Source organism: Bradyrhizobium sp. CER78 (assembly GCF_029846235.1).
Taxonomy (GTDB): domain Bacteria; phylum Pseudomonadota; class Alphaproteobacteria; order Rhizobiales; family Xanthobacteraceae; genus Bradyrhizobium.
Genome location: NZ_JARVWP010000023.1, coordinates 1 through 12,567, shown reverse-complemented (window position 1 = coordinate 12,567; position 12,567 = coordinate 1). Strand labels below are relative to the sequence as shown.

Below are 12,567 nucleotides of genomic sequence, written 5' to 3'. Positions count from 1 at the left end.
TTGATATGGTTTCCATCTCGATTTGAGATGGAGCTGGCATCATGGACCTGCGGCAGATCCGCTATTTCGTCGCCGTCGCGGAGCGCGGCGGCTTTGCCGCCGCAGCCAGCACGCTGAACGTCGCCCAGTCGGCGCTCAGCCGCCACGTCAAGGAGCTCGAGGACGAACTCGGCGGCGCCCTGCTCGAACGCGGCGCACGCGGCGTCTCCGTCACGGAGTCCGGCAAGGTGCTGCTCGCGCGCGGACGCTGGCTGCTCGGCGCTATCGATGACATCAAGGCCGAGGTGCGCACGGAAAATCGCGAGCCCAGCGGCACGGTGCGGATCGGCGCGCCGCCGAGCCTCGGCGATGTCATCTACGCGCCGCTGGCCCAGACATTCGTGAAGCAGTTTCCGCGCGTGCGGCTCGAGCTGAATGAGGGGCTGACCGAGAACCTGTCCGAACGCCTGTTGCGGGGTGAGCTCGATCTGGCGATCGTGACGACGCCGTCTCCCAATGATCATCTTGACTATGAGATATTGATATTCGAACAGGTGTTCCTGATCGGACCGCCGCGCGATCCGCTGCTCAAGCGCGGCAGGCTGAGCCGCAAGGAGTTCGACGCCCTGCCATCAGCCGTGGCTCCGCTGAGCCGCAACCCGTTCCCGTCGACGACGCTCTCCGCGGTACGGGTCGACAACAGCACGCCAATGAAGCGCATGGTGGCGCTGGGCCTCGGCTATGCTTTGCTGCCGTTTTCGGGGATTCACCAGGAAGTGGCGGCGGGCGCGCTATCGGCGGCGCTGTTACCGTGGATGCGCGCCGAACGGGTGCTGGCCCTGCCGCGTGGCCGGCCGGTCAGCCGCGCAACGCGCGAGGCGATCGTCGCGCTGAAGACGATCTGCCGCGCCTTGATCGCCGAGGGAATCATCCTGACGGCGCCGGCGCGCAAGACCTGAACGCGCCACGCCACTCGAAACGATCGGCTCGTTCCGTAATGTAGCCCGACGCGCGAGCCCCATTCGCTGCATCCCGCCGTCCGTTCGAGACGGCCGGCCTGGCCCCACCGCGCCCGGCTCCGACTTCCGGTCAACCGAGCATCTTGACCATAGTTGTCATGACAACTATAGAGTCATTCCAAGATTGGCGATCAAGCCGGCTGTTTCCGCCATGGACGCACGTGAGCCGTGAAGGCTCTGCGGGCGACCTTGGGGTTTGCCTTGCGCAGCCGACGGCAAGTCGAAGGGAGGACGTGATGAACGCTGCTTTGCAGGACCACGCGACTCGGCTGCGGGAGATTTCCCGGCTGATTGACGACCGCCCCAGCGAACGCATCTTCGAAGTCGATCGCCGGATCTTCACCGATCCCGAGGTGTTCGACGCCGAGTTGCGCCATATCTTCGAGGCCACGTGGAATTTCGTCGGCCTGGAATCCCAAATCGCCAGGCCCAACGACTTCGTCACCACCCATATCGGCCGGCATCCGATTCTCGTGATGCGTAGCGCCGACGGCAAGGTCGGCGCGTTCCTCAACACCTGCCGGCATCGCGGAACGATCGTCTGCCCCTTCAAGCAGGGCCGTCAGAAGTTTCACGTCTGCCGCTATCACGGCTGGGCCTACGATTCGAGCGGCCGCAACATCTCGGTGACGGAGGAAGCGAGCGGACAATATCCGCCGTCCTTCTCGAACCAGAATCACGATCTGCTCCCGGTCGCGCGGCTCGGCTCGTATCGCGGCTTCCTGTTCGCGAGCCTTTCGGCCGACGTTCCGCAGCTGGAGGAGTTTCTCGGCGATACCCGCGCCTTCCTCGACCTCATCATCGATCAGAGCGACAGCGGTGAAGTCGAATTCGTGCCTGGCGCCAGCACCTACACGTTCGACGCCAACTGGAAGCTGCAGTTCGAGAACGGCCTCGACTACTATCATTTCGCGACCACCCACAGTTCCTACGTCGACATCCTGAAGAAGCGCAACACGACTGCCGGACCGGACGCCGGATTCACCGCAGAGCCGGAGGGCGAGCAGGAAGGGCAAGGCAGCTTCAGCTTCGACTACGGCCACGCCGTCAACTGGTCGATCAAACGCACGCAGCTCTATGGCCGTCCGCTCGGCATGGACCCGGCCCGTCTCGATGCCGTGCGACAGCGTGTCGGCAGCACCCGCGCCAAATGGATGCTCCGGCAACGCAACCTCACGATTTTTCCGAACCTGCAGGTCATCGACATCCTGTCCGCGCAGGTGCGGACCTGGCGGCCGCTGGCGCCCGACAAGACCGAGATGGTGTCGCATTGCCTGGCACCGGTCGGCGAAAGCGCCGCGGCGCGCACGCTGCGCATTCGCAACTACGAGGACTTCTTCAACGCATCGGGGCTCGCGAGCTCCGACGACAATGTCATGTATGAGTTCTGCCAGACGGGCTATGAGGCGACCACCGCCGCGCCGACCCAAGGCTATCTGCGCGGCGTCGCAGACGTCGGCCACGGCGAGAGCGCGCACACGCGCGAGCTCGGCGTAACCCCGTCCGAATGGTCGTTCGGTCCCCCGAGCTTCGGCGGCGAGACCAATTTCCACCCCGGCTATCGCGAATGGCGCAGACTGTTGCAGCGCGCTGCGGGGGAGACGGCGTGATGGCTGGCAGCATGACTATGCAAACAGATGCCCACGCGGTGGCCGCCGCGACCATCTACCGCGAGGCTCGCCTGCTCGACACCGGCGAATGGGCCGACTGGGTCGCGATGTACAGCGAGGATGCCGTCTATTGGGTGCCGGCATGGCTCGACGAATACACCACCACCAATGACGCCAACACGCAGGTTTCGCTGCTCTATCACGATGCACGGCGCGGGCTGGAAGAGCGGATCGCACGCATCGAGTCGCGCAAATCGATCACCGCGCTGCCGCTGCCGCGCACCGTGCATCAGATCTCGAACCTCGAAGCCTCCGAGACCGGCCCTGACGAAATCATTTGCCACTCGGTGTTCTCGGTCCACGTCTACGACCCGCGCATGGCCAAGGAGCATCTGCGCCACGGGCGCTATCAACACACGCTGAAGCGTGACGGCGACACCTGGAAGATCGCGCGCAAGGTCATCACGCTGGTCAACGACCGGGTCCCGACCGTGCTCGATTTCTACAGTATCTGAGAGAACACATGACGGATCAGGGAATCTGGCACGACGGTGCCGCACTGAGCGCGCTGAACGAGGGCGAGCCCTACGGCATCGAAATCGGCCAACATCACATCGCGCTCTATCGCGTCGGCAACGAATACTACGCCACCAGCAACATCTGTACCCATGCGGAGGCGCTGCTGTCCGACGGCATGCTGGACGGCTGCGAGATCGAATGCCCGCTGCATATGGGCCGCTTCGACATCCGGACCGGCGAGGCGCTGACCAGTCCGGTCGAGATCGACATCCAGACCTATCCGGTCCGCGTGGCAGGCGACAGGCTGGAAGTCTGCTTGCCCGCATAATCCAACCAACGAGAAAATCAAAAATCGGGGGAAACGGGAATGACCGAAGTCGTGATGGACAAGGCGGCGATTGCGACCGCCGATCCGGAGATCGAACGCACCACGATCCGCAAGGTCGCGTTGCGCCTGATGTGGTTCGTGATGGCGATGTACTTTCTCGCCATTCTCGACCGCGGCAACATCTCCTTTGCCGCGCTGCAGATGAACAAGGAGCTCGGGCTCAATGCCGAGATGTTCGGCATCGCGGTCGGCATCATGTACTTCACGTACGCGATCTTCGAGATCCCGAGCAATCTGATCCTCGCCAAATACGGCGCCCGCATCACGCTGACGCGGATCGCGATCCTGTGGGGCATCGCCACCGTGCTGATGGCCTTCACGCAGGGCCCGCTCAGCCTCTATGCATTCCGCGGCTTCCTCGGCTTTGCCGAATCCGGCCTGTTTCCCGGCGTGATGCTGCTGCTGAGCCTCTGGTTTCCGTTCAGCTACCGCGCCCGCTACAATGCGATGTTCAACTATGCGGTGCCGATCTCCTACATCTTCGCCTCGCTGATCTCCGGCGCCATCCTCGAGCTCAACGGATTGTTCGGCATCTCCGGATGGAAGTGGCTGTTCATCCTCGAAGGCGTGCCGCCCATCATCCTGGGGATCGTCGGCATCTTCTATCTGACCGACCGCCCGCAGCAGGCGAAATGGCTGTCGACGGCGCAGCGCAACTGGCTGACCGGCGCGCTGGAGCGCGACGCCAAGGCAACCGGGGTGGTGCATGCCGAGGGCGTGCTGAGGACCATCACCAAGCCGATGGTGCTGCTGTTCGGCCTGTGCAATTTCGGCCTGTTCTGCGGGCTGGCGTCGCTGTTCCCCTGGCTGCCGCAGATCATCAAGTCGTTCGGGCTGCCGAATTCGCAGGTCGGCTTCGTGACCGCGATCCCGCCGATCGCCGGCCTGATCGGCATGATCGCGTTGTCGCGGCACTCCGATCATGTCGGCGAGCGCTTCTATTATGCGGCGACGACTTTCGTGATCGCAGCCGCCGGCTTTGCGATCGCAGCCTTCTCGACATCCTCCATCTGGATCATCATCGGATTCATGGTCGCCAATGTCGGCGTCTACGGCACGCAGGCCGTGTTCTGGACCATTCCGCAGTCCTACATGTCGCGGCAGAGCGCGCCGGGCGCGATCGGCCTGGTCGGCATGATCGGCAGCATCGGAGGCGCGACGATCCCGATCGTGATCGGGCGGGCCAAGGACGCCTCGGGCAGTTTCACCATCGGATTCCTCGTGGTAACAGGCGTCCTCCTCCTCGCGGCGGTCCTGGTCTTGATCGCCCGCTCTCAACTCGTGAAAGAATGAAAAGCCGGACCGCCACAAGCCGAACCAAGGCGACTGCCCCGCGTCGCGCCCCGCAAGAGGACGCACGCTCCGAACTGGTGATCGATTTCGAGCGTTACGTGCCGACGGTGCTGTCGAGCCTGGTCGCAAAGCTGCGCGCCAACGCCAACGCGTTCTTCCCGCAGGCCTATGGCGTGTCGCTCGCGGAATGGCGGGTGCTGTCCTTCCTCAGGGAGCACGAGCCCGCAAGCGCCTACGACATCTGGACCAATGCGCAGCTGGACAAGGCCGTCGTCAGCCGCGAGACGACATCGCTGAAGAAAAAGGGTCTGATCGAACTGACCCCGGTCCGCGGCAGCGCCCGGAACCGGACCGAGATCCGCCTGACGGCCGAGGGCGTCGCGCTGCTCGACCGCAGCCTCGACGAAATCCTGCGCCGGCACAGCAACCTCACGGCCGGCCTCGACGCCAAGGCGCTCGATGCTTTCTTCCGTGTCGTCGATCACATCGAGCAGCGCATTCCTCACATGGCCGACCAGTCCGGAGAGGCCGTGCCGGCGCACGCACCGGTCAAGCGGATTGCGAAGCGGAGGCCGCCGGGCGGCTCCTGAAGGCGGCAGGCCGGGAAGACGGCGAGCGCGCAGATCGAAATACGAGTCACGTAGCGGTGAGTGCACAGGGAACCCGGGCGTAATTTATGTTTCAGTAAGCAAGTTGTAGCTAGGATCGATCAGTGCGTTGCGTATGGGAGACTTCCAGTGATCGACTTTGACGAACTTCGTAGTATCGCCGCGGATGTTCGTATCTTCATCGACGCATCGGAAGACAAGGGCGGCGCCTTGAAGGCCATCGTCGACGCCTATGACGTCGTGCTCGGCATTTTCCCGGCCGGCCCCGGAATGGACCTTCATGTGGTCAAGGGCAACGAGGTGCTCAATCACATCGCGCAGACCCAGGCCTCGACCGGTTTCACGCACACCGCCATCGCATTCCAGACCCGCGAGCAGGCGGTTGCGCTCGAGCACTTGATGGCGGCCTGACGATCGGCGAGGCGCTGCCAAAAGCTGCGCATTTCGCTTTAGGATCAAACGATTGCCCGCCACGCAGCGGGCGATATGCACTTTGTGCCAGCCCCGCGCCAATATGCGCGGCCTGTCAAAACGGCGTCCCGGCCGCGTCAATTCCGCGCCGTCGTCCGCGTTGCCTTCCCGAGCAAAACCGGCAAAAATCCCGTTCACGATTCCGCCGTGGGAAGCGTTGGTATGGGCAAGCATCTGTCGGTTCACACCGGCGAGCTTGACGGCTTCGAGGGGCTCCACGACGCCGTCAAAGGTTCGCATGTCGAAGTCATGCAGCTCGAGCGCGGCAAGCTGCGCGGCACCTTGTCTCACGTCGGGATCGGCGATTTTTCGCTCAGCATCGGTGCGTTCAATGTCGGGGTCCGCACCCAGCGCACGTCCGCCGACGACAAGCTGATCATCGGAATGCTGCTCCATGCGACGGACCGCGTCACGCATTGGGCATTCGACATGCAGCCGGCCGACGTGCTGGTGATCCCTCCGTCGGTCGAACACGACGGGGTGTTTCACCGGGCCTCGTCCTATGCGGCAATTCGCTTCGACATGGCCGATCTTCCCGACCTGTTCGGCGGCGAACCGCGGCTCGCCGATGCCGCAACATGGCAGGCGAAGAACCACTTTCGCGCCGACCCCGCCATCGGCATGAGCGCCGCCGACCGGCTGCCGCAGATCATCTCGCATCTCGCGCGGTCTCCGGACGCGCTGTCGGAGGCGACGGCCGAATTCTGGAAGCGTGCGATCATCGACTGCGTGACCGCGACGGTTGTCACGTCGCTGCCATCAGACGGAACCAGCTATCTGCCGTCGGCGATGAAGCTGGTACGCGACGTCGAGGACTATCTGCACGCCGCGGGCGCCCGCCCGGTCCATATCTCGGAAATCTGTACCGAGCTTCGGCTGTCGCGACGCAGCCTGCACCGCGCCTTCCACGAGGTGTTCGGCGTCGGCCCGGTGACGTTCCTGCGCTACAAGCGGCTTTGCATGATCCGTTCGATCCTGCGCGAAAGCCGGCCGGAACAGACCACCGTTTCCAAGGTTGCGATCGAACAGGGCTTCATCGAGCTCGGGCGTTTCTCGCAATATTACCGCGCGATGTTCGGGGAATACCCGTCACAGACGCTTGGCTACGCCGGTTAGAGCGAGCCGCCTGGCGCGCCTGCGAGCTCATTTCGATCGCCCCGGATCGCCATTGCCGGACAGCACCTGCGCGGCGCCGCCGACGCCGCGGCGGAAGGCTTCATCGAAGGTGACGCCGCGGAACTGCCATTTGTAGTCCCGGCCGTGCCACGCCATCCGCCATTGCGTGGCCCAGCCGAGGTCCTTGTCATCCCAGACCAGTTGCCCGACCAGGGTGGCCTCGCCACCCTGCGGCGCCACGATCGAGTTCAACTTCGCCGGGGGCATCTTCAGGAGCTCCGCCACCGTGACGCCGGCGCTTGTCAGCGCGGCCGTATCCGGCAGCACGAAGCGCATGCCGCGCTTGACGGCCGCAGCCGCGAGCGCGTCGCGCTGCAAATCGGACTGCGTCCCGTCCGACGTGACGATATAATCCTTCGGGCCGTGCAGCATCTCGACGAAGACGCCGAGCACCGGCCGCTGCGATCGCCACGGCCTGAGCCCGAGCTTGCCGAGAATGCCGTCGATCTTGGTCTCGTCGAACGCCACCGTCAGGTCGTAGGGCCGGTCGCGGGTGCCCTGCTCGTCGTGATGCGGCTTGCCGGCATATTGGTCGTGATAGTCGTAACTGCTGACGAGTTCCTTGGCCTTTGACTTGTAGCCTGCGAGACGGCGGTCGCTTGCCAGCATCGGCTGGCCGGAGACCTTGATCAGGACGTCTTCCAGACATGCACCGAAGCCGATGATGCGGTTCGGCTCGCCCTGGCCGGTGACGACGGTCTGCGCGCGGTAGAGGCTGTCGTCTGCCGCCGCCATCGCGATACCGCAACAAGTCAACGCCGCAGCGAGCAGCATGCAGATCACGCTGCGTGCGAGCGTGGCGATCGGATCGCGTTTGGTCTCAAGCAAGGCAGCCATGGTCACCCCCGCCCCGTCACTTCATCAACGGCACAGATTGGCGGTATTTTTCGGCAGCGCCAAGTTGTTCGGCATGGGCGCAGTTCCATCGGCAGCTTCGAGCGCTATGGCCACGCGCGGCAAGCCTGACATATGCTCGGTGGTGGCGGGTGCGCCGCCCACGACGAGAACACCGACAAGAACATTCAGCAGGAGACGTCCCGTGAAATGCTATGAGTTGCAAGGCCCCGGCGGCGTCGACGCGCTTGCGCTGGTCGACAAGCCGGTTCCGCAGGCCGGCCCCGGCGAAGTCCTGGTGCGGCTGAAGGCGGCGACACTCAATTATCGCGACCTGCTCACGGTCAAGGGCGGCTACGGCTCGCGGCAGAAATTTCCGCTGGTACCGGTCTCCGACGGCGCCGGCGTGGTCGAGTCGGTCGGCCCCGGAGTGAGAAGTTTCGCACCCGGCGACCGCGTGATCGGCAGCTTCTTCGAAAGTTGGCTCGGCGGCGAGCCGAGCGAGGCGCGGATGCGCGCAGCGCTCGGCGGCAGCGTCGACGGCGTGCTGACCGAGTACCGGGTGTTCCCGGCGCACGCGCTGGTGCGCACGCCGGACCATCTCAGCGACATCGAGGCTGCGGCATTGCCATGCGCCGGCCTCACGGCGTGGAGCGCGGTGGTCAAGCTCGGCGACATCAAGCCGGGACAGACGGTGCTGACCCAGGGCACCGGCGGCGTCTCGCTGTTCGCGCTGCAATTCGCCAGGATGTGCGGCGCCCGCGTCATCGCCACCTCTTCCAGCGACGCCAAGATCGCGCGGCTGAAGCAGCTCGGCGCCGATGTCACGCTCAACTACAAGACCACGCCCGACTGGGGCAAGAAGGCGCGCGAGCTGACCGGGCGCGGCGTCGATCTCGTCGTCGAGGTCGGCGGCGTCGGCACGCTCAACGAGTCGATCCGCGCCACCAGGATCGGCGGCACGATCGCCTTCATCGGCGTGCTCGCCGACCCCGCCTCGTCCGACTCGAGGCTGCCGCTGATGGTGATGCAGCAGCAGCGGCTGCAGGGCGTCACCGTCGGCTCGATCGAGGACCTGCAGGCGCTGTGCGACGGCATCAGCATGCACGGCGTCAAGCCCGTGATCGACAAGGTGTTCGCATTCGATGAGGTCAAGGACGCCTTCGCCCACATGGCGAGCGGCGCGCATTTCGGCAAGATCGCGATTGCGATCGGGTAGCGCCCGGAGGACCAAGGCTTAGCGCCCTGTGAACTGGGCCTTGCGCTTCTCGACGAAGGCCTTGCGGCCTTCCTGCGCGTCGGCGCTTTCGCGGATGATCGACTGCAGCTCGATCTCGCGGCGGAACTGATCGGCGTAGCTGGCGTGCTCGCTCTCCTCGAGCAGCTGCCGTGTCGCGACCAGCGCGCGCGTCGGGCCCTCGGCGAGGCGACCGGCGAGCGCCTTCGCCTCGTCGAGCAGCTTCGCGTCGTCGACGACGTCGCGCACCAATCCCCACTCCTTGGCCCGTTCGGCCGACAGCGGCTCATTCAGCAGCATCAGGTCGAGCGCCCGCTGCCGCCCGATCAGGCGCGGCAGCAGCCAGGTCGAGCCGAGGTCGGGCACCAGGCCGATCCGGCTGAACACCTGGATGAAGCTCGCCGAGCGCGCGGCCAGGATGATGTCGCCGGACATCGCAAGGCTGAAGCCGCCGCCGGCCGCGACGCCGTTGACCGCGACCACCACCGGCATCTGGCACTCGCGCAAGGCCTGCATCGCCGGCCAATAGTGCTTCATCACGCCGACATAGATGTTGTCGCCGAGCGAGTTGAACGCCTTGAGATTCTGCCCGGAGCAGAAGCCGCGCCCCTCCCCGGTCAGGACCAGGGCGCGAACACCGGGGTCGATCCCCATCTCGCCGATCGCGCGGGCGAGATCGCCGAGCAGTTCCGGCGTCATCGCGTTCAGGCTGGCCGGATCGTTCAGCGTCAGGATGCCGACCTTGCCGTCCCGTTCGCGCTTCACACCGCTCATTTTCCGCTCCCTGAAATTGGTTCTTGTTGTTGCACTGACAGTGCCATGCCTGACATGCTACGCCAACGTGACCCGCCCGCAACAAGAACAGCGAAAGCAACGCCATGTCTGACCAGTTCTCCAACTCGCAAGTGATCCGCAAGCCGGCCGTCAGCGCCAAGGGCGGCATCGTCGCGGCGCAATCGCGCAAGGCGGCCGAGGTCGGCGCCGAGGTCTTGGCAGCGGGCGGCGATTGCGTCGACGCCGTGATCGCAACCACCTTTGCCCTTGGCGTGCTGGAGCCGTGGATGAGCGGTGCCGGTGGCGGCGGCGCGATGGTGCTGTATCGCGCCAAGGAGAACCGCGTCGAGGTGATCGACTATGGCATGCGCGCGCCCGACGGCCTGCGCCTGGAGGATTATCCGCTGACCGGCGGCGCGGCCTCCGACCTGTTCCCCTGGGCCCGCGTCAAGGACGACCGCAACCTGCACGGCCCCGGCTCGATCGCGGTGCCCGGCGTCGTCGCCGGCATGGACGAGGCACATCGCCGCCACGCCAAGATGCCGTGGAAGGATCTGCTGGCGCCGAGCGTCAAGCTCGCCGGCGAAGGCCTGCTGGTGGATTGGTGGACCACCGGGATGATCGCAAGCTCCGCTGCTGATCTCAGGCGCTATCCCGCCAGCGCTGCGGCGTATCTGCTGGATGGCCTGCCGCCGAATGCGCAATGGGGCATCAAGTCTGTGGTGCGCATGCCGCAGGATACGCTGAAGGCAACGATGGCGCAGCTTGCCGCGGCGGGGCCGCGCGATTTCTACGAGGGCGACCTGGCGCGCAGCATCGCCGACGATATCCAGGCCGCCGGCGGCGCGCTGTCGGTGCGCGATCTCGCCGCCTTCCGCGCCCATCTGCGCGAGCCGCTGAAAATTCCCTATCGCGGCAGCACGGTCTATGCGACGCCGGAACTGACCGCGGGGCCCACCATGGCGCGCACGCTCGGTCTCCTGCAGAAAGCGCTCGCGCCTGCGCAGGGCGGCCCGGACGCTGTGGCCTACGCGGCCTATGCCGAGGCAATGCAGGCCGCCTATCGCGAGCGCCTAAAGGACATGGGCGATGTCGACGGCCGCCGCGCGCTCGGCGCCGAGGCGATCGCGCCAAGCTGCACCACGCATTTCTCCGCGGTCGACCGCGACGGCAACATGGCCGCGGTGACGCAGACCCTGCTGTCGACCTTCGGCTCCAAATTCGTGACGCCGAACACCGGCCTCACCATGAACAACGGCATCATGTGGTTCGATCCGGTGCAAGGCAATCCGAACTCGCTCGCGCCCGGCAAGCGTTGCCTGACCAACTACACACCCGTCGTGGCGCAGGCCGCCGACGGCCGCACACTTGCTGTGGGCGCATCCGGCGGCCGCCGCATCCTGCCCGCGGTGTCGCAGTTGCTCTCCTTCGTGATGGATTACGGCATGGATCTCGACACCGCGATCCATCAGCCACGCATCGACGCCAGCGAGGGCGCGGTCGTGATCGGCGATGTCCGCCTGCCGCAAGCCGTGCGCGAGGCGCTGCGCGGCCGCTTCGATTATGAGGAGGCACGCATCCAGACCCAGCCGAAGAAGTTCGCCTGCCCCAGCATCGTGCTGCGCGACGGCACGACAAACAGCGGCGCCACCGAGCCGTTTCATCCGTGGAGCGATGCAATCGCTGAGGGGTGAGAAGATCACGGCGCGATAACAACAAGCATCCCGGGGAGGCCGTCATGAACTACGAACAGATCACGTGCGACGTCGACGGCCCCCTGATGATCGTCACGCTCAATCGCCCGGACAAGCTCAATGCCTATACCGGCACGATGGGCGCGGAGATTGCCGACGCGTTCCAGCGCGCTGACGAGGACGACAGCGTCCGCGCGATCATCGTCACTGGCGCGGGCCGCGCGTTCTGCGCCGGCGCCGACGTCTCCGGCGGCGCCAAGAGCTTCGACACCTCCGGCAGCCACGGCGCAGGCGTGTTCGCAAGCGCCGGCCAGCGCAGTGGCCGCTTCGTCGAGGCGATCTTCAACTGCCGAAAGCCTTCGATCGCCGCGATCAACGGCGCTGCGGTCGGCGTCGGCATCACCATGACGCTGCCGATGGATATCCGCATCGCGTCTCGCGGCGCCAAGATCGGCTTCATCTTCGCGCGCCGCGGGCTGGTGCCGGAGGCCGGCAGCGCCTGGTTCCTGCCAAAGCTCGTCGGCCTGCCGCAGTCGCTGCGCTGGTGCCTCTCCGGCCGCACCTTCGATGCGGACGAGGCGCTGCAAGGCGGCCTCATCAGCGAGGTGGTCGAGCCGGACACCCTGCTGGAGCGGGCACGGCAGATCGCCCACGAGATGACGGCGGAGACCTCCGCCGTATCGGTCGCACTGACCCGCCAGATGCTCTGGCGCTTTGCCGGCGCGCCCGACCCGTTCGAACTGCTCGCGATCGACAAGCCGATGTCGGTCGAACGCGGCAGCCACGCCGACGTACGCGAGGGCGTGCAGTCCTTCATCGAGAAGCGGAAACCGGCCTTTCCGGGCAAGGTCTCGCAGGACATGCCGAGTCAGTATCCGTGGTGGCCGGGGTCGGAGTAGCGCACGCTCGGTTCGGATTGCACTGCCAAACTGTCAAACACCTTGTTCAGTGTCATCACCCGCTTC

Annotated in this window: 13 protein-coding genes; 11 read left to right on the top strand and 2 right to left on the bottom strand. The window is 65.5% G+C overall.

Annotated elements, in window-relative coordinates; all coding sequences use genetic code 11:
- The first annotated feature begins 41 nt into the window (after positions 1 to 41).
- From QDT69_RS33050 to QDT69_RS33015, 8 genes are all read left to right on the top strand, one after another.
- A complete protein-coding gene (locus tag QDT69_RS33050; protein WP_279710655.1) occupies positions 42 to 938 on the top strand; it encodes a LysR family transcriptional regulator in 897 nt (298 codons plus the stop codon).
- A 296-nt stretch (positions 939 to 1,234) separates the two neighbouring features.
- A complete protein-coding gene (locus QDT69_RS33045; protein ID WP_279710654.1) occupies positions 1,235 to 2,608 on the top strand; it encodes an aromatic ring-hydroxylating dioxygenase subunit alpha in 1,374 nt (457 codons plus the stop codon).
- 11 nt (positions 2,609 to 2,619) lie between these two features.
- Positions 2,620 to 3,123: an aromatic-ring-hydroxylating dioxygenase subunit beta gene (locus QDT69_RS33040; RefSeq protein WP_279710653.1), complete on the top strand. Its 504-nt coding sequence runs from the start codon at positions 2,620 to 2,622 to the stop codon at positions 3,121 to 3,123.
- A gap of 8 nt (positions 3,124 to 3,131) precedes the next feature.
- The gene (locus QDT69_RS33035; protein ID WP_279710652.1) at positions 3,132 to 3,455 is read left to right on the top strand and encodes a non-heme iron oxygenase ferredoxin subunit; all 324 of its coding nucleotides are present in this window, start codon (positions 3,132 to 3,134) and stop codon (positions 3,453 to 3,455) included.
- Between the two features lie 39 nt (positions 3,456 to 3,494).
- Positions 3,495 to 4,808: an MFS transporter gene (locus QDT69_RS33030; RefSeq protein ID WP_279710651.1), complete on the top strand. Its 1,314-nt coding sequence runs from the start codon at positions 3,495 to 3,497 to the stop codon at positions 4,806 to 4,808.
- Positions 4,805 to 5,398, top strand: coding sequence for a MarR family transcriptional regulator (locus QDT69_RS33025; RefSeq protein ID WP_279710650.1), 594 nt, complete (start codon positions 4,805 to 4,807; stop codon positions 5,396 to 5,398). The genes QDT69_RS33030 and QDT69_RS33025 overlap by 4 nt, the downstream gene beginning before the upstream one ends.
- A 147-nt stretch (positions 5,399 to 5,545) precedes the next feature.
- A complete protein-coding gene (locus QDT69_RS33020) occupies positions 5,546 to 5,827 on the top strand; it encodes a hypothetical protein (protein ID WP_074127324.1) in 282 nt (93 codons plus the stop codon).
- Between the two features lie 222 nt (positions 5,828 to 6,049).
- Positions 6,050 to 7,003: a helix-turn-helix domain-containing protein gene (locus QDT69_RS33015; RefSeq protein WP_279710649.1), complete on the top strand. Its 954-nt coding sequence runs from the start codon at positions 6,050 to 6,052 to the stop codon at positions 7,001 to 7,003.
- 27 nt (positions 7,004 to 7,030) lie between these two features.
- Here QDT69_RS33015 and QDT69_RS33010 read toward each other — a convergent pair whose 3' ends face one another.
- Positions 7,031 to 7,900, bottom strand: a complete 870-nt coding sequence (locus tag QDT69_RS33010; RefSeq protein ID WP_279710648.1) for a DUF2066 domain-containing protein — start codon at positions 7,898 to 7,900, stop codon at positions 7,031 to 7,033.
- A 202-nt stretch (positions 7,901 to 8,102) separates the two neighbouring features.
- Between QDT69_RS33010 and QDT69_RS33005 the strand changes: the two genes are divergently transcribed.
- Positions 8,103 to 9,116, top strand: a complete 1,014-nt coding sequence (locus tag QDT69_RS33005) for an NAD(P)-dependent alcohol dehydrogenase (RefSeq protein WP_279710647.1) — start codon at positions 8,103 to 8,105, stop codon at positions 9,114 to 9,116.
- An 18-nt stretch (positions 9,117 to 9,134) separates the two neighbouring features.
- On the opposite strand, the gene QDT69_RS33000 is transcribed toward QDT69_RS33005, so the two are convergent.
- Positions 9,135 to 9,908, bottom strand: coding sequence for an enoyl-CoA hydratase-related protein (locus QDT69_RS33000; RefSeq protein WP_279710646.1), 774 nt, complete (start codon positions 9,906 to 9,908; stop codon positions 9,135 to 9,137).
- 104 nt (positions 9,909 to 10,012) lie between these two features.
- On the opposite strand from QDT69_RS33000, the gene QDT69_RS32995 reads away from it, so the two are divergent.
- Positions 10,013 to 11,602: a gamma-glutamyltransferase gene (locus tag QDT69_RS32995; protein WP_279710645.1), complete on the top strand. Its 1,590-nt coding sequence runs from the start codon at positions 10,013 to 10,015 to the stop codon at positions 11,600 to 11,602.
- Positions 11,603 to 11,646: 44 nt separating this feature from the next.
- Positions 11,647 to 12,501, top strand: a complete 855-nt coding sequence (locus QDT69_RS32990; protein ID WP_279710644.1) for an enoyl-CoA hydratase-related protein — start codon at positions 11,647 to 11,649, stop codon at positions 12,499 to 12,501.
- Positions 12,502 to 12,567: the final 66 nt, after the last annotated feature.

Excerpts from the sequence above, each read along its gene's own strand:
- QDT69_RS33050 (WP_279710655.1), top strand. The coding sequence starts at position 42 with ATGGACCTGCGGCAGATCCGCTATTTCGTCGCCGTCGCGGAGCGCGGC.
- QDT69_RS33045 (WP_279710654.1), top strand. The coding sequence starts at position 1,235 with ATGAACGCTGCTTTGCAGGACCACGCGACTCGGCTGCGGGAGATTTCC.
- QDT69_RS33040 (WP_279710653.1), top strand. The coding sequence starts at position 2,620 with ATGACTATGCAAACAGATGCCCACGCGGTGGCCGCCGCGACCATCTAC.
- QDT69_RS33035 (WP_279710652.1), top strand. The coding sequence starts at position 3,132 with ATGACGGATCAGGGAATCTGGCACGACGGTGCCGCACTGAGCGCGCTG.
- QDT69_RS33030 (WP_279710651.1), top strand. The coding sequence starts at position 3,495 with ATGACCGAAGTCGTGATGGACAAGGCGGCGATTGCGACCGCCGATCCG.
- QDT69_RS33025 (WP_279710650.1), top strand. The coding sequence starts at position 4,805 with ATGAAAAGCCGGACCGCCACAAGCCGAACCAAGGCGACTGCCCCGCGT.
- QDT69_RS33015 (WP_279710649.1), top strand. The coding sequence starts at position 6,050 with ATGGGCAAGCATCTGTCGGTTCACACCGGCGAGCTTGACGGCTTCGAG.
- QDT69_RS33010 (WP_279710648.1), bottom strand. The coding sequence starts at position 7,900 with ATGGCTGCCTTGCTTGAGACCAAACGCGATCCGATCGCCACGCTCGCA.
- QDT69_RS33000 (WP_279710646.1), bottom strand. The coding sequence starts at position 9,908 with ATGAGCGGTGTGAAGCGCGAACGGGACGGCAAGGTCGGCATCCTGACG.
- QDT69_RS32995 (WP_279710645.1), top strand. The coding sequence starts at position 10,013 with ATGTCTGACCAGTTCTCCAACTCGCAAGTGATCCGCAAGCCGGCCGTC.
- QDT69_RS32990 (WP_279710644.1), top strand. The coding sequence starts at position 11,647 with ATGAACTACGAACAGATCACGTGCGACGTCGACGGCCCCCTGATGATC.